This is a genomic window from Streptomyces sp. NPDC030296 (assembly GCF_055572815.1).
Genome location: NZ_JBVICQ010000011.1, coordinates 162634 through 185090, shown reverse-complemented (window position 1 = coordinate 185090; position 22457 = coordinate 162634). Strand labels below are relative to the sequence as shown.

18 protein-coding genes, 1 tRNA gene and 1 riboswitch are annotated in these 22457 nt (G+C 71.1%); of the genes, 10 read left to right on the top strand and 9 right to left on the bottom strand.

Translation table 11 applies throughout. The features are described 5' to 3' along the window. Positions 1 to 95 precede the first annotated feature (95 nt). The 8 genes from ACZ4Z3_RS29940 (at position 96) to ACZ4Z3_RS29905 (ending at position 8627) form a co-directional block, all read left to right on the top strand. Positions 96 to 1043: an EamA family transporter gene (locus ACZ4Z3_RS29940; protein WP_468503948.1), complete on the top strand. Its 948-nt coding sequence runs from the start codon at positions 96 to 98 to the stop codon at positions 1041 to 1043. Continuing rightward, positions 979 to 1773 carry a cupin domain-containing protein gene (locus ACZ4Z3_RS29935; RefSeq protein WP_468503947.1) on the top strand — a complete coding sequence of 265 codons (795 nt, stop codon included), beginning with the start codon at positions 979 to 981 and terminating at the stop codon, positions 1771 to 1773. Before ACZ4Z3_RS29940 ends, ACZ4Z3_RS29935 begins: the two co-directional genes overlap by 65 nt. Before the next feature lie 9 nt (positions 1774 to 1782). After that, entirely contained in the window at positions 1783 to 3597 is a 1815-nt protein-coding gene (gene asnB / locus ACZ4Z3_RS29930; protein ID WP_468503946.1) for an asparagine synthase (glutamine-hydrolyzing), read from the top strand. Further along, positions 3594 to 4643 (top strand): PrpF domain-containing protein, encoded by a 1050-nt coding sequence (locus tag ACZ4Z3_RS29925; RefSeq protein WP_468503945.1) that lies wholly within the window; start codon positions 3594 to 3596, stop codon positions 4641 to 4643. The genes asnB and ACZ4Z3_RS29925 overlap by 4 nt, the downstream gene beginning before the upstream one ends. Then, positions 4622 to 5788 carry an acyl-CoA dehydrogenase family protein gene (locus ACZ4Z3_RS29920; protein ID WP_468503944.1) on the top strand — a complete coding sequence of 389 codons (1167 nt, stop codon included), beginning with the start codon at positions 4622 to 4624 and terminating at the stop codon, positions 5786 to 5788. The genes ACZ4Z3_RS29925 and ACZ4Z3_RS29920 overlap by 22 nt, the downstream gene beginning before the upstream one ends. A 105-nt stretch (positions 5789 to 5893) precedes the next feature. Next, the gene (locus tag ACZ4Z3_RS29915) at positions 5894 to 7312 is read left to right on the top strand and encodes a dihydroorotase (RefSeq protein WP_468503943.1); all 1419 of its coding nucleotides are present in this window, start codon (positions 5894 to 5896) and stop codon (positions 7310 to 7312) included. 95 nt (positions 7313 to 7407) lie between these two features. After that, positions 7408 to 7914, top strand: a complete 507-nt coding sequence (locus ACZ4Z3_RS29910) for a flavin reductase family protein (protein WP_055717905.1) — start codon at positions 7408 to 7410, stop codon at positions 7912 to 7914. A 14-nt stretch (positions 7915 to 7928) separates the two neighbouring features. Then, complete coding sequence (locus ACZ4Z3_RS29905; RefSeq protein ID WP_468503942.1) at positions 7929 to 8627, top strand: DsbA family oxidoreductase; 699 nt, start codon at positions 7929 to 7931, stop codon at positions 8625 to 8627. 161 nt (positions 8628 to 8788) lie between these two features. Here the strand turns inward: ACZ4Z3_RS29905 and ACZ4Z3_RS29900 are convergent. Continuing rightward, positions 8789 to 8871, bottom strand: a tRNA-Leu gene (locus ACZ4Z3_RS29900). A gap of 549 nt (positions 8872 to 9420) precedes the next feature. On the opposite strand from ACZ4Z3_RS29900, the gene ACZ4Z3_RS29895 reads away from it, so the two are divergent. Together ACZ4Z3_RS29895 and ACZ4Z3_RS29890 are read left to right on the top strand one after the other, a co-directional pair. Further along, complete coding sequence (locus ACZ4Z3_RS29895; protein WP_468503941.1) at positions 9421 to 10191, top strand: ABC transporter ATP-binding protein; 771 nt, start codon at positions 9421 to 9423, stop codon at positions 10189 to 10191. Positions 10192 to 10254: 63 nt separating this feature from the next. Beyond that, a complete protein-coding gene (locus ACZ4Z3_RS29890; RefSeq protein WP_468503940.1) occupies positions 10255 to 12792 on the top strand; it encodes an ABC transporter permease in 2538 nt (845 codons plus the stop codon). Between the two features lie 67 nt (positions 12793 to 12859). Here the strand turns inward: ACZ4Z3_RS29890 and ACZ4Z3_RS29885 are convergent, their stop codons facing one another. The 8 genes from ACZ4Z3_RS29885 to ACZ4Z3_RS29850 all read right to left on the bottom strand — a co-directional run bounded on the left by ACZ4Z3_RS29885 (position 12860) and on the right by ACZ4Z3_RS29850 (position 22337). Beyond that, positions 12860 to 14164: a class I SAM-dependent methyltransferase gene (locus tag ACZ4Z3_RS29885; RefSeq protein ID WP_468503939.1), complete on the bottom strand. Its 1305-nt coding sequence runs from the start codon at positions 14162 to 14164 to the stop codon at positions 12860 to 12862. 366 nt (positions 14165 to 14530) lie between these two features. After that, positions 14531 to 15922: an NAD(P)/FAD-dependent oxidoreductase gene (locus ACZ4Z3_RS29880; protein WP_468503938.1), complete on the bottom strand. Its 1392-nt coding sequence runs from the start codon at positions 15920 to 15922 to the stop codon at positions 14531 to 14533. A 495-nt stretch (positions 15923 to 16417) separates the two neighbouring features. Further along, positions 16418 to 17359 carry a Ppx/GppA phosphatase family protein gene (locus ACZ4Z3_RS29875; RefSeq protein WP_468503937.1) on the bottom strand — a complete coding sequence of 314 codons (942 nt, stop codon included), beginning with the start codon at positions 17357 to 17359 and terminating at the stop codon, positions 16418 to 16420. Further along, positions 17356 to 17886 carry a DUF501 domain-containing protein gene (locus ACZ4Z3_RS29870; protein ID WP_468503936.1) on the bottom strand — a complete coding sequence of 177 codons (531 nt, stop codon included), beginning with the start codon at positions 17884 to 17886 and terminating at the stop codon, positions 17356 to 17358. The genes ACZ4Z3_RS29875 and ACZ4Z3_RS29870 overlap by 4 nt, the downstream gene beginning before the upstream one ends. A 33-nt stretch (positions 17887 to 17919) precedes the next feature. Then, the gene (locus tag ACZ4Z3_RS29865; protein ID WP_055540666.1) at positions 17920 to 18396 is read right to left on the bottom strand and encodes an FtsB family cell division protein; all 477 of its coding nucleotides are present in this window, start codon (positions 18394 to 18396) and stop codon (positions 17920 to 17922) included. 137 nt (positions 18397 to 18533) lie between these two features. Continuing rightward, positions 18534 to 19814, bottom strand: a complete 1281-nt coding sequence (gene eno / locus ACZ4Z3_RS29860; protein WP_107424049.1) for a phosphopyruvate hydratase — start codon at positions 19812 to 19814, stop codon at positions 18534 to 18536. A gap of 422 nt (positions 19815 to 20236) precedes the next feature. Next, positions 20237 to 20923, bottom strand: a complete 687-nt coding sequence (locus ACZ4Z3_RS29855) for a transglycosylase family protein (protein ID WP_468503935.1) — start codon at positions 20921 to 20923, stop codon at positions 20237 to 20239. Positions 20924 to 20927: 4 nt separating this feature from the next. Continuing rightward, a riboswitch (cyclic di-AMP (ydaO/yuaA leader) is annotated at positions 20928 to 21126 on the bottom strand. A gap of 182 nt (positions 21127 to 21308) precedes the next feature. Then, positions 21309 to 22337 (bottom strand): transglycosylase family protein, encoded by a 1029-nt coding sequence (locus ACZ4Z3_RS29850; protein ID WP_468503934.1) that lies wholly within the window; start codon positions 22335 to 22337, stop codon positions 21309 to 21311. Between the last annotated feature and the right edge of the window lie 120 nt (positions 22338 to 22457).

Genomic DNA, 22457 nt, shown 5'->3' with positions numbered 1-22457 from the left:
AACGGGAACCGGAAGGAATCACACCGGGACGGACACGGGACCACAACCGGAGACGCTCGGCACAGACCCACCCACTGATGAGAGGAGGGGCCCAGATGTCCGTGAGACCCCGTGCGGCCGACGCCGTGTCGGCCGCACTCGCGCCGATGGTGTGGGGCAGCACCTACCTCGTCACCACCGAGTTCCTGCCGGAGAACCGCCCGTTGCTCGCCGCCACGGTCCGCGCCCTGCCGTCCGGACTGCTGCTGGTCCTGATCACCCGCAGCCTGCCGAGGGGCGTGTGGATCGGGCGGGCCGCCGTGCTCGGCGTGCTCAACATCGGCGCGTTCTTCGCGCTGCTCTTCGTGGCGGCCTATCGCCTGCCCGGCGGTATCGCCGCGCTGATCGGCTCCCTCCAGCCGATGCTCGTCCTCGGCCTCGCCGTCCCGCTGCTCGGCGAGCGGGCCCGCGGCCGGGACCTGGCGGCCTGTCTGCTCGGCACGGCGGGCGTGGCGCTGCTGGTGGGCACCTCCGCCACCGCCCTCGACCCGGTCGGGGTGGCCGCCGCGCTGGGCTGCGCCGGCTGCATGGCCCTCGGCATCGTGCTCACCAAGCGGTGGGGCCGCCCGGCCGGGCTGGTGGCCTTCACCGGCTGGCAACTCGCCCTGGGCGGGCTGTTCCTGCTGCCGCTCACCCTGCTGTTCGAGGGGCTCCCCCAGCGGGTCACGACCGTGAATCTAACGGCCTACGGCTATCTGTGCCTGGTGGGCGCGGTGTTCGCCTACACCGTGTGGTTCCGCGGTGTGGAGCGGCTGCCCGCCGTGGCCGTGTCCCTGCTTGGCCTGCTCAGCCCGGTCGTCGCCGCGCTGCTCGGCCTGGTGGTGCTCGGTCAGGGCTTCACCCCGCCGCAGCTCGCCGGGGCCGCCGCCGTCCTGGCCGGGATCGTCCTCGCCCAGCTCCCCTCCCCCCGTCCCGCACGCCTCCAGCGAAAGGAAAGCCATGAGCACCGCAACCGTCCAGGGCGCCGTCATCAAGTCCGGCGAACTGGAGTTCCGTCAGCTTGACGGGTGCCGGGTCGCGACAGCGGTCGGCCCGCACCTCGGGGCGCGGATCGTGCGGCTCGACGTGGTCCGGGTTCCCAGCGGTGCCGTGTGGCGGCCGCACTCCTCGGCGCACGAGGAGAACGTCGTGGTCGTCTTCGCGGGCTCCGGCTCCGCCGCCTCCGGCGCCGCCCGCCGGCGCGTCAACCGCGCCGACACGGTGTACACGCCGACCGGCGACCTGTACGAGCTGAGCGCCGACGCCGGCATGGACCTCACGGCGTACGTGTGGAACACCACGCTGCGCCCGGACCGCGCCCCCGGCACCGAGCCCCGCCGCTTCTCCCGGCTGTGGAACGAGGAGACCCAGCTGAAGGGCTTCACCGGCACCGGCCAGGCGGAGGCCTCCGCCCGGACCGCCACCATGAACTTCCTCTTCTGGCCGGGCACCGGCTCCCCGCAGCTGTGCCTCCACTGCGGCTTCATGCAGCCCGGCGAGTACTTCAACGTCCACGTCCACCCCGAGAGCGAGGAGGCGTTCATCGCCTTCGAGGGCAAGGGCCAGCTCCACCTCGACGGCCAGTGGTACGACGCCGAGCCCGGCGACGTGCTCTACGCGCCGCCCGGAGTGCCGCACGGCACCCGGCACCCCGACGAAGACCCCGCCGCTCCCCGCTTCGCCACGTGCGGTGGCCCCACTCCGTTCGATCCGGTGCTCTATCAGCGCGCCGGTGTCTCGACAAAGGTCCGGTGATCTTCAGACATGTGCAGAATATTCGGCCACTTCGACGCCCTGGCCACACCGCACGAGCTGCGGTCCGTGGCGGCGGCCCAGCGGCACGGCGGCCCCGACGCGCAGACCCACGCGTACGGCGCGGGCTGGGCGCTGGGCAACAACCGGCTCGCGATCATGGATCTCGACGGCGGGGACCAGCCGTACACCCTCGGCGAGGACATCGTCGTCGTCTTCAACGGCGAGATCTACAACCACGACGAGCTGCGGCAGAAGCTCTCCGCGCGCGGGCACACCTTCCAGGACACCTGCGACGGCTCGGTCATCCCGGCCCTGTACGCCGAGTACGGGGCGGCCTTCCCCGAGTACCTCGACGGCATGTACTCGGTGGCCGTCGTCGACCTGCGCGGCGAGCCGACGCTCTACCTCGCCACCGACGAGGTCGGCATGAAGCCGCTGTACTACCACTGGGACGCGGCCCGGCGGCACCTGTACTTCGCGTCCGAGCTGCCCGCCCTGCTGTCCTTCCGCCAGGTGGGGGCCACCCCCGCGGAGGCCGGTCTCGACGCCTATCTGGCGACGAAGACGCCGTTCGGCGAGCAGACCATGTTCGAGGGCGTCAAGGTGCTCCCGCCGGCCGCGACCGTCCGCGTCACCCGCGCCGGCGGCATGCACGTCACCATCCGCCCCACCACCGGTGCCCGCGCCCCGCACTGCGCCGAGCCGGAGGCCGCCGCGCACGTGCGGTCGCTGCTGCGCACAGAGGTGCACCGGCTCACGGAGGCCGACGTCCCCGTCTCCGCGATCACCAGCGGCGGCCTGGACTCCAGCCTCGTCACCGTGCTGGCCGCCGAGAAGGTGCGCGACCTGCACTCCTTCAACATCGCGTACACCGGCACCTGGCCGTCCGACGAGCGGGCGTTCGCCCGGGAGGTCGCCGAGCGGGCCGGCACGACCCACCACCAGGTGGAGATCGACCCGGCGACGTTCCCGTCGCTGCTGGCCGACGTCGTCTGGCACCTCGGGCAGCCCAACGCCGACCCCATCACCCTGTCCACGTACGCCCTGTTCGGCGCCGTCCGCGACGCCGGCTTCAAGGTCGCCATCACCGGTGACGCGGCCGACGAGCTGTTCGGCGGCTACGACCGGCTGAAGAAGGCGATGGACGCGCCCTTCGGCACGGACTGGGTGCCGGACTACGTGGAGGCCCTCGCCGCCGTCCCGAGGAACCTCCGGGAGAGCCTGTACTCCTCGGAGTACCTCGGCTTCGTCACGGCCAACGGCTCCGCCGCCGAGGAGATCACCGAGCGGCTGCGTGCCTCCACCGCCGACCGGATGACCACGCTCACCGAGTTCGAGATCGGCGAGCGGCTGCCCGCCTACCACCTGCGCCGCGTCGACCACCTGTCGATGTCGGCCTCCGTCGAGGTGCGGCTGCCGTTCTGCCAGCCGAGCGTCGTGCGCTACGCCCGCTCCCTCAAGGCCGACCTCAAGATCGACGGCACCCGCCGCAAGAAGGTCCTGTACGCGGCCGCCGACGGTCTGCTGCCGGAGTCGGTCCTGAACCGTCCGAAGCAGCCGTTCACCCTGCCCATCACGGCCATGCTCCAGCCCGGCCAGGCGCTGTTCGACCACGCCCGGGACCTGCTGGCCGAGGACCGGCTGCGCCGCGGCGGCAAGCTGAACCCGCGCAGGGTCGAGGAGCTGTTCCGCGTCCAGGCCGAGTCCCCGAACGACCGGGCCTCGCTTGCCATCTGGTCGCTGATGGTCCACGAGCTGTGGCTGGACCAGTTCTGCTCGCCCGCCGGCACGGTCGCGGGGAGCGTCCCGGGGGTGACGGTGTGATCGGGTACATCGCACGGGCCGTGGGGGCCCCGACCCCCACCCTGGTGCTGGACCACCGCCAACTGCCGCGGGACGAGGAGCGGCTCACGCCGGTGCTCACCCGGATCCGGGAGTGGCTGGAGGCCAACGGCCGCGGTGACATCCTGAAGTTCGCGCTCGTCGAGCCGTCCGCGCACCCCATGTTCGACCTGGACTACCGGTTCGTGCAGGGGCTGACCGGCGGCGTCGACCGGTTCGACTTCAAGGGCAGCTGCGGGCACTCCATCCTCGCCTCGGTGGTCGCCGCCGACGGCCAGGCGTGGCTGCCCCGGCTCGCCCCCGGCGGCCGGGTCCGGGTCCGGGTCATCAACAACGGCGACCACGTGGTGTGCGAGGTGGACGAGGCGCGCCGCCGCAGCGGCAGCTTCACGGTGCACTTCCTCCAGGACGCGGGGGCCCGCCTCGACGAGCTGCTGCTCACGGGCAACCCGGTGGACCAGCTGATCACAGGTACCGGCGTGCAGGAGGCGTCCCTGGTCTCCATGGGCAACCCGTATGTGTTCGTGGACGCCGAGGAGTTGGGTCTGAACGGCGTGGAGGAGCTGTTCGGGGCGGGCGACGACATGTACGAGCGGATGCTGGAGATCCGCAGGGCCGCCTGCGAGCTGCTCAAGTGGCCCACCGACGGGGTCTTCCCGAAGATCGCGGCCGTGGGCCAGTACACGGAGGGCCGGCTCGCCGTGCGGGCCATATCCGTGCCCAAGTGGCACCCCAGCATCGCGCTGACGGGCACCACCTGCCTGGCCGCGGCCTCCAGCATCCCGGGCACCGTCCCCGAACGGCTGGCCCGCCGGGCCGGGCTGTCGCGCGGTGTCATCGAGATCGACACCCCGGGCGGCAGCACCGCCGCCGCGGCGTCGGTGGCGGGTCGCGGCGACGGCGCGGACACCCTGCACTGGGTCAGCGTCAGCCGCAAGCTCGCCCAGCTCGACGAGCCGGCGTGCATCGCCTCGCTCAAGAACTACGACTACAAGGAGGAAACGGCATGGCTCCCGCTGGCGGTCTGACCCTCACTCAGGCGGGGACCGGGGCCGCGACCCGGTCCGAACTCGCCGAGCGGTACGCGAGCCTCACCGAGGTCCTGCACCGGCACGCGCAGAGCGCGGACGCGGCCGCCGAACTCCCGCAGGAGGTCTTCGACGCCCTGCGCGCCTCCGGCATCCTCGGCGCGGCCATCGCCGTGGAGTACGGCGGCCAGGGGGGCGACTCCCTGCTCACCAACCGGCTGATCGAACTGACGGCCGCCGCGGACCCGTCGGTCGCGATCATCCTGTTCCAGCACTACGCCGTCAGCTCCCGGATCAGCGAGTGGGGCAGCGAGGCCCAGCGCGAGCGCTACCTCCCCCGGCTGGCGAGCGGCGAGTGGATCGCCGCCTCCGCGTGGAGCGAGTCCGGTTCGGGCGCCGACAAGCGCAACCTCGCCACCAGGGCGCGGCGCACCGAGGGCGGCGGCTGGCTCCTGGAGGGCGCCAAGGCGTTCACCACGGGAGCGGGCCTGGCCGACGTGTATCTGGTGCTCGCCCAGACGTCGGCGCCGACCGACGGCGTCGCCAGCACCTACGGCAGCGACGGCCAGACGTTCTTCCTCATCGAGGCGGGCAACCCGGGCCTGTTCGCCAACACCGGCATGGACCTGGTCGGCATGCGCTCCTCCGCGACCGGTTTCGTCGAACTGACGGCCTGCGAGGCCGACGAATCGGCGGTGCTCGGCCCGGTGGGCGCGGCGGTCCGGATCATCGCAGGGGTGCGGGAGTCCGGTGCCACCCTGGGCGCCGTCTCGGCGGGGATCGCCGCCGCCGCGTACCGGACGGCGTTCGCCCACGCGCGGCGTCGCGGCCTTGCGGACCAGCAGGCGGTGCGCCACCGGCTGGTGGACCTCGCCGCGAAGGTGGAGGCGGCCCGTGCCCTGGTCGACGCGTCGGCCCGCCGGGACTCGGCGGAACCGGGCAACACGACCCTCTACAGCAAGATCCTCGGCTCCCGGATCTCGGAGGAGGTCGTGCAGGAGGCGCTGCGGCTCCTGGGCAGCGCCGGCTATCTGCACGACCACCCGCTGAACAAGCTGGCCCGCGACGCCCGCGCGGTCGGCCTGATGGGCCCGACGAACGACCTGGCCCGGGAACTGGTCAGCGCCCCCTGGACCGCCGCCTGACCGCGGCCTGACCGCCACCCGTCCGCTCCCCGTCCGCTCCCTGTCCGCGGCCGGCGGGGCATCACCTCATCCACCGTCCTGACCATCCATCGACCCGGAGGACCTGTGACGCAGTCCTACGACCTCGTCGTCACCAACGCGCGCGTAGTCACCCCTGACGGGGTCACGTCCGGAGGCCTCGCCGTCTCCGGTGAGCGAATATCGGCGATCCTCGCGGACGGCGAACAGCCGCCCGCCAAGGAGACCATCGACGCCGGGGGCCGCTATCTGCTGCCCGGCGGCATCGACCCGCACGTCCACTTCCGTACGCCGGGCCTCACCCACAAGGAGGACTGGGCGCACGGCAGCCGGGCGGCGGCCGCCGGCGGTGTCACCACCGTCATCGACATGCCCAACACCCAGCCGCCGCTGATCGAGCCGGAGCTGGCCGCGGAGAAGGCGTCCACCGTCTCCGGCGACTCCCTGGTCGACTTCCGCTTCCACATGGGCGTCACCGTCGACAGTGTGGAGAACCTCCGCCGTCTCCAGCCCCGCCAGGCGACCTCGGTGAAGGTCTTCATGACCGGCCACCACACCGCGCCCAACATCATCCGCGACCCGGTCGTCCTCGACCGGATCTTCCAGGTCGCCGCCGAACGCGGGATCCGGCTGGTCCTGCACGCGGAGGACGACAGCGTCTTCTCGCTGCTGGACGAGACGCAGGCCCCGCCGACCGGCTACGACGCGTACGAGTCGGCGCACCCGCGCACGGGCGGCATCGTCGCCTCGTCCCGCGTCATCGAACTGGTGCGCAAGCACGGCACCGCCGCGCACATCCTGCACGTCTCCTCCTCCGAGGAGTCGGACCTGCTGAAGGCCGCCGCGAAGGCGGGCCTGCCGATCACCTACGAGGTGACCTCGCACCACCTGTCCTTCTCCGCGCCCGACACGCAACGCCTGGGCGCCCGGATCCGGCTGCGTCCCGCGATCCGCTGCGAGAAGGACAAGGGGCGGCTGTGGGACGCGGTGATGGAGGGCAGCGTCGCCAGCCTCGGCAGCGACCACGCCCCGCACACCGTCGAGGAGAAGCTGCTGGCCGTCGCGGACGCCCCGCCCGGGCTGCCCGGTGTGCAGGAGCTGATCATCGCCCTGTACACGGGCATGCGGCGCCGCTACCCCGGCATGTCCACCGACGAGGCCATGCGGCACGTCGCCCGGCTCACCGCCGAGGGGCCGGCCGACCTGTTCGGGCTGGGTGGCCGCAAGGGCCGGATCGCGGTCGGTCTGGACGCCGACTTCACCCTGTTCGACCCGGACGTCACCTGGATCATGGCCGCGAAGCACACCTACGCCAAGGTCGGCTGGTCGGCGTACGAGGGCTGGACCTTCACCGGCCGCCCCGACGTCACCGTCCGCCGCGGCGAGACGATCTGGGACGGCCGGGACCCGGAGCAGCCGCGCTTCGGCACCGCGTCCGGTATCTGGCTCGACGCCGAACCGGCGGTACCGGGCGGGTTCACCGCGCAGCGCGAGACCAGCGCCTGATCCGCACGGACCGCAGGGGGGAGGGGCCGCCGGTCCCTCCCCACCGCCCCCACCCGCTTCCCGGCCCCATCCGCTTCCCGGCCCCAGGAGGACCGATGTCCGCCGTCGCCCCATCGGATTTCACCCGCGCCATGGCCCAAGTGCCGAGCCCCGTCACGATCGTGACCACCACGGACGGCAGCGGCCGGCGCTGGGGATTCACCGCGAGCTCGTTCAGCTCGCTCTCCCTGGACCCGCCGCTGGTGCTGGTCTGCCCCGCCAAGTCGGCCGGCTCGCACGACACGTTCGTGGCCGCCGAGCGCTTCATGATCAATATCCTGTCCGCCGAACAGGCCGCGATCGCACGGCACTTCGCCCGCTCCGGCCACGACAAGTTCACCACCGGCGACATGGTCCCCTGCGAGCTGGACCTGCCCGGCCTGCCCGGCGCCACGGCCCGGCTGGCCTGCACCGCGCACGCGGTGCTCGACGGCGGCGACCACAGTATTCTCGTGGGCCGTGTCGAGGCCGTGTACGTCGGCGACCAGGAGCCGCTCGTCTACCACAACCGCACCTTCACCCGCCCGGAGACGGCCAGCCCCGCCCTGGCCGCGGCCCGCTGAGAACGGAACGCCCCGTGACGAACACCGTGACCGTGTACTCCGACATCGGCTGTCCCTGGGCCTCACTGGGGCTGTTCAACCTGCGGCGGGCGGCCGCCGAGGAGGGTGTCGCGCTCGCCGTCGACCACCGGGCGTTCCCCCTGGAGCTGTTCAACTCCCGGCCCACGCCCAAATGGATCCTCGACCCCGAGATCGCCGCCGTGGCGGAGCGGGAACCCGCTCTCGGGTGGACGGACTGGCGGGGCCCGGAGTCCGGCTATCCGGTGACCATGCTGCCCGCCATGGAGGCGGTCCAGGCGGCCAAGACCCAGCCCGGCACCCCGGAGGCGGGCCTGGCCGCCTCCGACCAGCTCGACGCGGCCCTGCGCCACGCCTTCTACGCCGAGTCCCGCTGCATCAGCGTCCACTCGGAGATCCTCGCGGTCGCCGGGAGATGCCCCCTGGTCGACACCGGTCACCTCGGCGAGGCGCTGCGGCGCGGCACCTGCCGCGGGGTCCTCTTCGACCAGTGGGAGGAGTCGAAGGCGCCGGAGGTGCGGGGCAGCCCGCACTTCTTCCTTCCCGACGGCACCGACCTGCACAATCCGGGCATCGCCTTCACCTGGCCGAAGGGCACGCCCCGGCCGCTGATCACGGAGTACACCCCGGCGTTCTGGACGTCCCTGGTCCGCGCCCTGGCCGACCGGCCCCCGGCGGCCTCCCTGCCGGACTGACACCGCCCACAGGGCCGGCTGACGAACCCTGGCCCGCCGAGATGCGCCGCGGCCCCCGGAACGCTCCGTTCCGGGGGCCGCGGCAGCCTTCACAGCACACCAGCAGCGCGCCGTTGCGATCGACAACGGGTTCTCACGCACTCACGCCCTGTGAGGGAAGGTGCCCGGAACCGGACTTGAACCGGTACGCCCGCGAGGGGCAGCGAGGTTTAAGCTCGCCGTGTCTGCATTCCACCATCCGGGCAGGCCATGGGCCCCGCGCTGCGGTTCCGAGCCTATCGGGAGGCTTCCCCCGAACAGCGGAACAGCGGACCGATGTTGTCTTATTTTATTGACGTCTGAGGGTGCATCAGCCCATGGAACACGCCATCCGCACTTGCCAATAGCCTTTCGGACGGTGCGACCCGGCGTATGCGGAATGACGGAATTTCACCGCCCGAACGAGCGCCCTCCCGACGACCCGCACGCTGACGACTGACTCGTGTAGGCCAAACCGTCCGAATACCGCCGCTCCCCGGGCCCGCGTCACACCCGCCTCGGGTCCACCGTCATCCCCGCCTCGGGTCCACCGTCATCCCCGCCTCGGGGTCGGCCGTCATCCCCAGGTATGACGGCGCGCCCCTGCGTCCGTCAGAAGTCTGCCCCCGGAACCGGAACAGCGGCTGACTACACGGCGGCCCGGCGTCGCGACGATGGAGACAGCGCCGGAAACGCCGGACACCGCCCCGTCCACCCGCGCGCATCCATCCCCCGAACCGTCCAAACGCCGTCGCCCCGACAGGAGTTCCCACCCGTGACCACCACTCCCCTCGCCGACCGGGCCACCGCCGTGGCCGCCCGTGCCACGGAACTGTCGAAGGTCTACGGACAGGGCGAGACCCGGGTCGTCGCCCTGGACCGGGTGACCGTCGACTTCCGGCAGGCCCAGTTCACCGCGATCATGGGTCCCTCCGGTTCCGGCAAGTCCACGCTGATGCACTGCGTGGCCGGCCTGGACAGCTTCTCCGCCGGATCCGTGCGCATCGGTGACACCGAGCTGGGATCCCTGAAGGACAAGCAGCTCACCAAGCTCCGCCGGGACAAGATCGGCTTCATCTTCCAGGCGTTCAACCTGCTGCCGACGCTGACCGCGCTGGAGAACATCACCCTCCCGATGGACATCGCGGGCCGCAAGCCGGACAAGCAGTGGCTGGAGACCGTGATCGGGTTGATCGGTCTCGCCGACCGGCTGAGCCACCGGCCCTCCCAGCTCTCCGGCGGCCAGCAGCAGCGCGTAGCGGTGGCGCGGGCCCTCGCCTCCCGGCCGGACATCATCTTCGGCGACGAGCCCACCGGAAACCTCGACTCCCGCTCGGGCGCCGAGGTCCTGGGCTTCCTGCGCAACTCCGTTCGGGAGCTGGGGCAGACGGTGGTGATGGTGACGCACGACCCGGTGGCGGCGGCGTACGCGGACCGGGTCATCTTCCTCGCCGACGGACGGATCGTGGACGAGCTGTACGAGCCGACGGCGGACTCCGTCCTGGACCGCATGAAGCGGTTCGACGCCAAGGGCCGCACCAGCTAGGCCGTCTCCGCCTCCCCGCCCCCCGTCCACCTCACCACCCGACCCCGAACAGGGACCCCTTTCATGTTCCGTACCGCCCTGCGCAACGTGCTCGCGCACAAGGCCAGACTCCTGATGACCGTGCTCGCCGTGACGCTGGGCGTCGCCTTCGTGTCGGGGACGCTGGTCTTCACGAACACCATCTCGGAGGCCTACCAGAAGAGTTCTGCCAAGGGCTTCGACCAGGTGGACGTCGCGGTCCAGCAGGCGTACCGCCCGGACGAGGGCGACCGGATCGCCGAGCAGCCGAAGCTGACGCCGGAGCTGCTGAGGAAGGTCGGGAAGGTGCCCGGCGCCGAGTCCGCGACGGGCGTCGTCACCGGCTTCACCGCGCTCGCCGACAAGGACGGCAAGCTGATCGGCGGCGGCTTCCAGTCCCAGGGCGGGAACTACTGGGGCGAGGACGACCCCCGGTACCCGATCGAGGAGGGCCGCGCGCCCCGCGGCCCGAACGAGATCGCCATCGACGCGAGGACCGTCGAGCGCGCCGGGTACAAGGTCGGCGACACCGTCCGGCTGTCCGTCGACGGCCCGGTCCTCACCCCCACCGTCAGCGGCGTCTTCCGCACGGACGACGGCAATGTCGCCGCCGGCGGCAGCCTCACCCTGTTCGACACGGCGACCGCGCAGAAGCTGTTCCACAGCCCGGGCGCGTACGACGAGATCACCGTGACCGCGGCCCCCGGCACCAGCCAGGACCGGCTCCGGTCGGCGATCGACAAGGTCGTCCCCGAGGACGTCGCCACCACGATCACCGGTGAGCAGCTCGCCGACCAGCAGGCCACGCAGATCGCCGCCTCCATGAGCGGGCTGAAGAACGGCCTGCTGGTCTTCGCCGGCATCGCCCTGTTCGTGGGCACGTTCATCATCGCCAACACCTTCACGATGCTGGTCGCCCAGCGCACCAAGGAGCTGGCCCTGATGCGGGCGGTGGGCGCCTCCCGCCGCCAGGTGACCCGTTCGGTGCTGATCGAGGCGTTCGTGGTGGGCGCGGTCGCCGCGGTCACCGGTCTGGCCGTCGGGGTCGGCATCGGCGCCGCGATGCGGGGGCTGATCAGCACGCTCGGCGAGACCGTCCCCGACGGCCCTCTGGTGGTCTCCCCCGGCACGGTCGCCACGGCCCTGCTGGTCGGCGTCCTGATCACCATGCTGGCGGCCTGGCTGCCGGGCCGCCGCGCGGCGAAGATCCCGCCGGTGGCGGCGATGAGCAGCGTGCACGCGAAGGCCACGACCAGGTCCCTCGTCGTACGGAACACGATCGGCGCGCTGTTCTCCGGCGCGGGCATCGCCACCGTCCTGTACGCGACGACCCTGGAGGGCTCGGACGGCCAGGTCCCGATGGGGATCGGCGCGGTGCTGCTGATCATCGGTGTGTTCGTGCTGACGCCGCTGCTGTCCCGTCCGCTGATCGCGGCCGCCGCCCCGGTGCTGCGCGTCTTCGGGGTCTCCGGCAAGCTCGCCCGGCAGAACTCGGTGCGCAACCCGCGCCGCACCGCCGCCACCGCCTCGGCGCTGATGATCGGTCTCACCCTGATCACCGGTATGACGGTGATGGCGGGCAGCCTCCAGAACGCCATCGGCAAGATGGCCGCCGACTCCATCAAGGCGGACTACGTCGTCTCGATGGCCAACGGCAACTACCTCTCCCCCGACGTGGAGAAGAAGCTCGCCGGAACGGAGGGCGTCACGGCGGTCTCGCCGCTGCGCAACGCCGAGTCCCGCATCGACGGACAGACGGAGTACGTCACCGGCGTCAACGGCGACGCGATCGGCGAGCTGACGACGTTCCCCCTGGACGAGGGCGCGTTCGAGGTCGGCGGCACGAAGGTCGTGGTGGACACCGAGAGTGCGAAGCGCAACGGCTGGAAGGCCGGCACGTCGTTCACGGCCGGGTTCGAGGGCGGCGAGCGGCAGAAGCTGACCGTGGCCGGGGTCTACGAGGCCAACGAGCTGATCCGGGGCATCCTCCTGGACAACCGGACGCTGGAGAAGCGACTGCCCGCCGACACCCGCCCGGCGGACATGATGGTCATGGTGAAGACGTCGACCGGTGCCTCGGACACCGCCAAGGACCGGCTGGCGAAGAACCTCGGCGACAACCCGGCGATCAAGATCCAGGACGGCGACGACCTGTCCGACGACATCGCCCAGATGTTCACGCTGATGCTGAACCTGCTGTACGGCCTGCTGGCCATGGCCGTGATCGTCGCCGTCCTCGGTGTCATCAACACGCTGGCCATGTCCGTCTTCGAGCGGTCCCAGGAGATCGGCATGCTCCGCGCGATCGGTCTCGACCGCCGCGACATCAAGCGGATGGTCCGTCTGGAGTCCCTGGTCATCTCCCTGTTCGGCGGTGTCCTCGGGATCGGTCTCGGTGTCTTCTTCGGCTGGGCGGCCGGTGAGCTGGTCGCCTCCCGGATGCCGACGTACGAACTGATCCTGCCCTGGGCCCGGATGGGTGTCTTTCTGCTGCTGGCCGGCACGGTCGGCGTCCTGGCCGCGATGTGGCCGGCCCGGCGGGCGGCGAAGCTGAACATGCTGACGGCGATCAAGGCGGAGTAGGGGCGCCGCCACGGCAGCCCGCGGGGCCCGTTCCTTCCCGGAACGGGCCCCGCGGGCGTACGGGGGCTCAGGCGCCCCAGGTGCGGGCCCTGAGCGGCAGCCCCGAGGCACCCCCTTCCGGCGTCCGCACGGCGAGCACCTGGTTGACGCCGAGGCGGTTGCGTTCGAAGCCGACGGCGCAGGCGGCCATGTACAGGCGCCACACGCGGGCCCGGCCGGGTCCGGCGAGGGCGACGGCCCGGGACCACCGGGCTTCGAGGTTCGCGACCCAGGCGCGCAGCGTGAGGTTGTAGTGCTCGCGCAGGGACTCCACGTCGCGGACCTCGAACCCGGCGCGTTCGAGCTGGGTCACGGTGGTGCCGATGGGGGCGAGTTCACCGTCGGGGAAGACGTACGCGTCGATGAACCCGTCGATGGAGTACGCGCTCTCGTCGGACTGCGGCCGCCGTGAGATCTGGTGGTTGAGGAGCCGTCCGCCGGGCCGGAGGAGGGCGTACAGGTTCTGGGCGTACTCCAGGTACCTGTCGGCGCCGACGTGTTCCGCCATGCCGATGGAGGAGATGGCGTCGTAGGGCCCGTCGTTGACGTCCCGGTAGTCCTGGACGCGGATCTCGATCCGGTCGGTCAGTCCCTCGTCCGCGACGCGTTTGCGAGCGTACGCGGCCTGCTCCTGGGAGAGGGTGATGCCGACGACGTGCACGCCGTACTCGCGGGCGGCGTGCACGGCCATGGAGCCCCAGCCGCAGCCGACGTCGAGGAGGCGCTGCCCCGGTGCGAGGGCGAGCTTGCGGCAGATGAGGTCGAGCTTGTCGCGCTGGGCGGCTTCGAGGGTGGTGGTCCCGTCGTCGGTCTCCCAGAAGGCGCAGGAGTACACCATGGACGGGCCGAGGACGATCTCGTAGAAGTCGTTGCCGACGTCGTAGTGGTGGCTGACGGCCCGTTTGTCGGTGCGTCTGGTGTGCAGATGGCGGGTTCTGCGCACCTCCTCGCGGGGCGGCTCGGGCGGCACCAGCACGGCGGGTCCGGCCAGCTTCAGCAGCCCCCGCACGGCCGCGCGGGCCTGCGGGTCGCGCAGGGCGTCGGCGAGGCTCCGGGAGTCGTCGTCCCGCTCCCACACGTGCCCGGCCATCAGGTCCAGTACGGCGTACAGGTCCCCCTCCACGCCCAGGTCACCGGCGACCCAGGCGCGGGCGAGGCCCAGCTCGCCCGGCTTCCACAGCAGCCGGCGCAGGGCCCTGCGGTTCCGTACCACCAGCGCGGGGGCCTGAGGGGGGCCGGCCTCCGAACCGTCCCACGCCCGAAGCCGGACCGGGAGCGGGGCCCCGATCACCTGCTCGAACAGGGTCTTCAGCCGCGACGCGGCGTCCTGCATGGCGCACACCTCCGTGACAACAGATCCCGGAATGTCCAACGACACGGTAAACACGGGCGGGGCTCCGCCGTAGTCCCGGTAGGGGGTGTGTTGTTCGGGTGCGGGTGAGTGGGGGCTGGTCGGGCAGTTCCCCCCGCCCCTGAAAAGCGACCGGGGCTGCGCCCCGTGCTGTTCATGAAGGGCGGGCCGCAGGCCCGTTCCCTTCAGGGGCGCGGGGAACTGCGCGAGAAACCACGACGCACCCGCACCCGCCGAACCGACAGCGCGCCCCCGAGCTATGGGGCGCCCCCGGAAACGCCGAAGGACCCCCCGCACCACGGATGGCGGAAGGTCCTTCGGGTCGAACAAAGAGGTGACCGGAAGAGGTCAGGAGGCCTTGGCCTTCTCCTCGGTCTTGGCGGCAGCCGCAGCCGCAGGGACCGGCGCCGGCTTGGCCGCCTCGTAGAACTCCTCACGAGGCGTCTCGATCGCGCCGAGCGAGACGACCTCACGCTTGAGGAACATCGCGAGCGTCCAGTCCGCGAAGACGCGGATCTTGCGGTTCCAGGTCGGCATGGCCAGACCGTGGTAGCCACGGTGCATGTACCAGGCGAGACGGCCCTTGAGCTTGATCTTCATCTTGCCCATGACGATCATCGCGACGCCCTTGTGCAGGCCGAGACCCGCCACCGCGCCCTTGTTGGAGTGCGCGTACTCCTTCTGCGGGAAGCCCCGCATACCGGAGACCACGTTGTCGCCGAGGACCTTCGCCTGACGCAGCGCGTGCTGCGCGTTCGGCGGGCACCAGGCGTTCTCGACGCCGGCCTTGCGGGCGGCGACGTCCGGGACCTGCGCGTTGTCGCCGGCGGCCCAGATGTAGTCGGTGCCCTGGACCTGGAGGGTCGGGGCGGTGTCGACGTGGCCGCGGGGGCCGAGCGGCAGACCGTAGCGGGAGAGGACCGGGTTCGGCTTGACGCCGGCGGTCCAGACGATCGTGTTGGAGTCGACCTCCAGGCCGTTCTTCAGCACGACGTGGCCGTCGACGCAGGACTCCATGGAGGTGTTGAGGTAGACCTCGACCCCACGGCCCTCCAGGTGCTCCTTGCCGTACTTGCCGAGCTTCGGGCCGACCTCGGGGAGGATCTTGTCGGCGGCGTCGACGAGCACGAACCGCATGTCCTCGCGGGACACGCTCTTGTAGTACTTCGCGGCGTCGCGGGCCATGTCCTCGACCTCGCCGATGGTCTCCGCGCCGGCGAAGCCACCGCCCACGAAGACGAACGTCAGCGCCTTGCGGCGGACGTCCTCGTCGGTCGTGGAGTCGGCCTTGTCGAGCTGCTCCAGCACGTGGTTGCGCAGGCCGATGGCCTCCTCGATGCCCTTCATGCCGATGCCCTGCTCGGCGAGGCCGGGGATCGGGAAGGTGCGGGAGACGGCGCCGAGCGCGATCACCAGGTAGTCGAAGGGCAGCTCGTACGCCTCGCCGACCAGCGGCGCGACGGTGGCGACCTTGCGGTCCTGGTCGATGGTGGTGACCCGACCGGTGAGGACCTCCGCCTTGGGCAGCACGCGTCGCAGCGGGACGACGACATGCCGCGGGGAGATGCTGCCGGCGGCGGCTTCGGGGAGGAAGGGCTGGTAGGTCATGTACGACCGGGGGTCGACGACCGTGACGGTCGCCTCTCCGTAGCGCATCTTCTTGAGGATGCGCCGAGCTGCGTACAGGCCTACGTACCCACCGCCTACTACGAGGATCCTGGGACGCTCCGTGGTGCTCATGCCATCGAGTATGTACCCGCCATCCGGGGGGTGCTCGTGCGCCCCTTCACAAGCTTCCCCAGGCCCTCTGCTACACTGCGCGGCCCTCGTGATCCAGGTCATCGTCCGACGGGGGAACCTCACCGCACGGCCGACCGTTGTCAATGCCGCGTGAACTGCCCTTCCGGCTCCGCGGACCCCTCGCCGACACTCCGATCGGGCCCCGGTTGTCACCCGGACGAGTACCCCCCGGAGGCCGTTCGGAGGCACCCTCTGGACCCCTTTAAGCCCCCGAAGGCTCTGCGCAGCCTCAAAACGTCGCCCAACAGGGCCGATTCTCTTGTGAAGAACTTCACGAAGTTTCCCGGCGGCGCGTCAACGAGGGGCGCCCGAGCACCCCTCGAAGGCGCTCATACGTTATCCGAACAGCTCAACCGAGACTACCGACAAGTAGTAAACAGATCCTCACAAGCGCCCCGAACCCGCCGAGAGGGCGCCCGCGTTCCGGCCGCGCGGCTACGCGACGGACCAGGCGATTCCGTCCAGGATGTCGTGTTCGCTCACCACGACCTCCGAGGTCCCGATCCGCTCCATGATGGCGAGCAGGACGAGCGCGCCGGCGGCGATCACGTCCACCCGGCCGGGGTGCATCGAGGGGATCGCGGCCCGCTCGGCGTGCGTGGAGCGCAGCAGCCCCTCGGTGATCTCCCGGACGCGCTCGTAGGGGATCCGGGAGTGGTGGATGGCCGTCGAGTCGTACCCAGGAAGGTCCTGGGCGATCGCGGACAGCGTCGTGACCGACCCGGCGAGCCCCACCAGGGTGTGGGCCTCGCGCAGCGGTACGGTCCGCTCGGCGAGGTCCAGGGCGGCCTCGATGTCGGCGCGAACGGCCGCGATCTCCTCGGGGCCGGGGGGATCGACGACGGCGCCGTCCCGGACGAGGTGGCGCTCCGTCATCCGCACGCAGCCGATGTCCACGGAGCGCGCGGCGCGCACGTGGTCGTCGCCGACGACGAACTCCGTGGAGCCGCCGCCGATGTCCACCACCAGGAACGGCTTGGCCAGATCGTCCCGGCCCAGCAGCTCCTTGGTGGCACCGGTGAAGGAGAACTCGGCCTCCTGGTCACCGGAGATGACCTCGGGCTCGACACCGAGGATGTCCATGACGCCCCTGACGAACTCGTCCCGGTTCTCCGCGTCCCGCGAGGCGGACGTCGCGACGAACCGCAGCCGCTCGGCGCCCAGTTCCTTGATGACCGCCGCGTACTCCCGGCACGCGGCGAACGTCCGTTGCAGCGCCTCGGGCGCCAGCCGGCCCGTACGGTCGACGCCCTGGCCGAGCCGCACGATCGTCATCCGGCGCTCCAGATCGACGAGTTCACCCGACTCGGGGTCGGCGTCGGCGACGAGCAGCCGGATGGAGTTGGTACCGCAGTCGATGGCGGCGACACGGGTCACTTGGCGGCCTCCTCTGCGGGAACCACGCACGGTCCCTTCGCCCACCACTCCGGCAGCATCGCGATCGCCTCGTCGCCCAGCGGGTTCACCCCGGGGCCGGCGGCCAGGGAGTGCGCCACGAGGACGTGGAGGCACTTCACGCGGTCCGGCATGCCGCCCGCGCTCGGGAAGCCCTCCAGGACCTCGATCTCGTCCCGGCGGGCGATGTAGTCCTCGTGCGCGGCCCGGTACGCGGCGGCGAGTTCGGGGTCGGTCGCCAGGCGCTCCGTCATCTCCTTCATCACGCCGTTCGCCTCCAGCGTGCCGATCGCGGAGGCGGCCCGCGGACACGTCAGGTAGTACGTCGTCGGGAACGGCGTCCCGTCCGGCAGGCGCGGCGCCGTCTCGACGACGTCCGGCTGCCCGCACGGGCACCGGTGCGCGATCGCGCGCAGTCCGCGCGGCGGGCGCCCGAGCTGCTGCTGGAAGGCCTCGACATCCGCGTCGGTGGGCTCGGTGCGCGGGGTGGAGGGCGGGGGCGTGTCCATACCTGTACGTAAGTCCTCTGGAGCTCTGGTCGGTTACTGGGCGGCGGCGTCGGCCTTGTCGACCCCGTCCCAGACGTTGGTGTACCAGGGGAGGTGGGCCGCCCCCTGCGTCGTGCGGGACTGCTTCGCCGCGTCCGGGTCGATCATGGTGTAGCCGGTCTCGCCCGGCATGACGTAGTGCAGCCGCTCCCGGATGCGCTGCTCGGCGTACGCGTCGTCCTGCCAGCGTGCCTTGAGGTCGCGCAGCTCCTCGACGCGCTCGCGCGCCTCCTGGCGCTGGCGCCGCATGTCGGCGATCTCGGCGCGCTGGGAGACGTACTGCCTTATGGGGTAGGCGAGGGCCACGATCATCGAGCAGAGGACGAGGGCGAGCAGCGCGGCCCGGCCGGTGAGCCGGGAGCGGCGCGCCTGGCGCCGGGTCTGGGAGCGGTAGACCCGGGCGGCCGTCTGCTCACCGAGCAGCTTCAGCCGGGTCGCGGTGGAGAAACGGTCCCGGTCCTTCACGGGCATGTCCCACTTCCCCTTCCTACGGGCCCAACGTGCGTACGTCCCCGCACACGGTACGGGACCGGGTACGGGGACGTACGTGCGACGCTTCCTACTGCCGCCCTACGGGGTCAGCCCTTGCTGTGCCCGTGGCGAGCAGGTCAGCCCTTGAAGCGCGGGAAGGCGCTGCGGCCGGCGTACACCGCGGCGTCGTCGAGGATCTCCTCGATGCGCAGCAGCTGGTTGTACTTGGCGACGCGGTCCGAGCGGGCCGGGGCGCCGGTCTTGATCTGGCCGCAGTTCACGGCGACGGCGAGGTCGGCGATGGTGACGTCCTCGGTCTCGCCGGAGCGGTGGGACATCATGCACTTGAAGCCGTTGCGCTGGGCCAGCTCGACGGCGTCCAGGGTCTCGGTGAGCGAGCCGATCTGGTTGACCTTGACGAGCAGCGCGTTGGCCGCGCCCTCCTCGATGCCGCGGGCGAGGCGCTCGGGGTTGGTGACGAACAGGTCGTCGCCGACGAGCTGCACCTTGTCGCCGAGGCGCTCGGTGATGGTCTTCCAGCCGTCCCAGTCGTCCTCGAACAGCGGGTCCTCGATGGAGACGAGCGGGTACGCGTCGACGAGCTCCGCGTAGTAGTCCGTCATCTCGGCGGCGGTGCGCTCCTTGCCCTCGAAGACGTAGACGCCGTCCTTGTAGAACTCGGAGGCGGCGACGTCGAGCGCCAGGGCGATCTGCTCGCCGGGGGTGTAGCCGGCCTCGTTGACGGCCTCGAGGATGAGGTCGAGGGCGGCGCGGTTGGAGTCCAGGTTCGGGGCGAAGCCGCCCTCGTCGCCGAGGCCGGTGTTCAGGCCCTTGCGCTTCAGGACCTTCTTGAGGGTGTGGTAGACCTCGGCGCCCCAGCGCAGCGCCTCGGAGAAGGACTCCGCGCCGATCGGGGCGATCATGAACTCCTGGATGTCCACGTTGGTGTCGGCGTGCGAGCCGCCGTTCAGGATGTTCATCATCGGAACGGGCAGCAGGTGCGCGTTCGGGCCGCCCAGGTAGCGGAAGAGCGGGAGGTCGCTGGCCTCGGAGGCGGCGTGGGCGACGGCGAGGGAGACGCCGAGGATGGCGTTGGCGCCGAGGGAGCCCTTGTTGTCGGTGGCGTCCAGGTCGAACATGGCCTGGTCGATCAGGCGCTGCTCGGTGGCGTCGTAGCCGACCAGCTCCGGGCCGATCTGCTCGATCACGGCGAGGACGGCCTTCTCGACGCCCTTGCCGAGGTAGCGGTTCGGGTCGCCGTCACGGAGCTCGATGGCCTCGAAGGCGCCCGTGGAGGCGCCGGACGGGACGGCGGCACGACCGGTGCTGCCGTCGTCGAGGCCGACCTCGACCTCGACCGTGGGGTTGCCTCGGGAGTCCAGGATTTCCCGGGCTACGACGACGTCGATGGACGGCACGAGCATCTCCTTCTTGGGATGTGACGCGTTGGTGCGGGGCCACGGGGGCCGTGCGACTAGAGCCTAACCGCCCCGGGGCCGTCGGCAGCCGACCGACCGTCCCGTGGACAGACAGACCGTACCCATTGTTCCAGCTCGGAACAAAGGGGGGTGGGCAGGAAAGTGAACAGAAGGGGGAGCGCGACGGCCCCGGACACAGAAAAACCCCGCCCCGGTGCGTACGGGGGAATGCGCACCGGGGCGGGGAGCCCGTGGGGACGGGGGACGGCCCTCACGAGGTCTTCACTCAGGAGGACACGGCTGTGAGCGGACCCCGGTTCAGCCGGGGAGCGGCCTTTTTTTCGGCCCGGCCGAACCGCGGTCCCGGCCAGGCCGCGGCGGACCCCAGGGGCCCGGCCGCGGCGACCGTCCGGAACCGGCCGTCAGCTCAGGTGGAGCTGCTGGCCGGGGTAGATGAAGTCGGCGTCGTCGATGATGTCCTTGTTCAGCTCGAAGAGCTTCTCCCAGCCACCCTTGACGTTCTTCTTCGCGGCGATGCTGCTGAGGGTGTCGCCCTTGACGACCTTGTACTCGCCGTCGCCCTTCTTGACCTTCTTGCCGGTCGGGGTCTCGACGGTGGCGCGCTCGGAGGAACGCGAGGCGCGGGTCTCCTGGGTGCTCTTCTGCGAGGAGGAAGAGGACGAGGAGGGGCTCGAGCCGGAGTTGCCGGAGGAGGCGGCGGCACCGTCGTACGAGGCGCCGGACAGGCCCTTGCCGCAGACCGGCCAGGCACCCTTGCCCTGGCCCGCGAGGACCTTCTCGGCGATGGCGATCTGCTGGGCCTTGCTGGCCTGGTCGGCGGTGGAGGCGTACTGCGTACCGCCGTAAGCGGCCCAGGTGGAGGCCGAGAACTGCAGACCGCCGTAGTAGCCGTTGCCGGTGTTGATGGTCCAGTCGCCGCCGGACTCGCACTGGGCGACGGCGTCCCACTCGGACGCGGTGGCGGCGGAGGCGCTGCCGGCCGCCATGAGCGGGGCGGCTATCGCGGCGGCGCCGGTGACACCGGCGACGGCGATGGCGCGGGCGGTCTTGGACGGACGGCGGTGCTTGCCCTTGCTGGAAAACAGCATGGAGTGATCCCCTCACCGACGCCTACGAGGTGAGCTGTCGGGTTCGGGCCGGTTGAGTTGCCCGGCCGCACCCGCTCGCCTTTCGGCTCACGTGATGCGGCTTCACCCCGAGCCGGTGCCGGCGGTGTGACCCCAAGGGCCTCAACCGCCGGACCCGGCACAAACCTTGGGTCCCCCGCTCCTGCCTACGGCGCTTGACGCGACGACTGTTCCGAGCGGCCGTCGGCAGGATTCGGCGTGACGACCGCAGGGGCCCGCTGTGGCGAGCGGTCACGACCGTAAACACGTGATTCGCCGAATTTCAAAGACGATCAGGGGGTCTGTGATTCATCTCCCACCGAGATCAAAACGGGCATTAAGGGGCGAACCGTGACCCGAACTGCCGCTACTTTTCGCCCGTTTCGGCACCGACTTCCAGGGTCTGACCGGGAAGGATGAGGTCCGGGTCGGTCCCGACCGTGCCCTCGTTCTCGGCGTACAGCTCCCGCCACCCGCCGGTCAGCTCAAGGGAGTCGGCGATGGCCGTCAGACTGTCCCCGGGGCGGACGGTGTACGAGCCGTCGACAGCCTCGCGGGACGCGTCGCCGCCACGGGAGGCATGACGGCCGGTGGAGGCGTCGCCACGGGAGTCGGCCACGTCCGTGTGGACGCCCTCCTCGGCGCTGGCGCCACGGTGGCGACCGGTGCCGGCGTCGGCATCGCCGCTGGTGGAAGGGGTGTCGCCCGGCGTGGAGTTGTCCGAGTCGCCATTCTTGGCGTCGACCTCGGCCGAGCTGCCGGATTCCTGCGAACCGCCGACGCGGCCGGAGCCCGAGGACTCAGCGGACTCGGAGGAGTCGCCCGCGTCCGCGTCGGCCTTGGCGGAGTCCCCGGAGGCACGAGAGGACGAATCCGACGAACCGGACAAGTCAGATGACTCCGAGGAATCAGACGAGTCGCTGGACTTGGTGGAGATGCCCGACGAGTTGGACGAACCGGACGAATCACCAGAGCTGGACGAATCGCCCGCCACCCCGGTGTTCACGTCGGCCGAGGCGGAGTCGCCGTCGAGGTTGTGGAGGAGTCCGCAGGTCGACCAGGCGCCCACACCCTGGTCGTCGAGGATCCTCTCGGCGACCGCGATTTGCTGCGAACGGCTGGCCTGGTCGGGGCTGGTCGCGTAGTCGAGGCCGCCGTGGTTCTCCCAGTCGGCCTGGGAGATCTGGAGGCCGCCGTAGCGTCCGTTCCCGGTGTCCGCGCTCCAGGAGCCGCCGCTCTCGCACTCCGCCACCTGGTCCCAGGTGGTTCCACTGGCCGCACTCGCGCCGGTGGCGCCGAGGAGCGGGATGGCGATGGCGGAGCCGGTCACTCCCGCCGCGACGAGGAGTGCCGGAGCCTGACGGGGGCGACGGTGACGACCGTTCCCGGAGAGCATGCGGTTGCCTTTCACGCGACAGCAGAGATCTGTGCGAGGGATGTGACGACCCTTCGCACTGACGTGTGAACGTAGCCGTAGACGATCAGTTGTCACAAGTTAATGCAGCGGAGATCACGT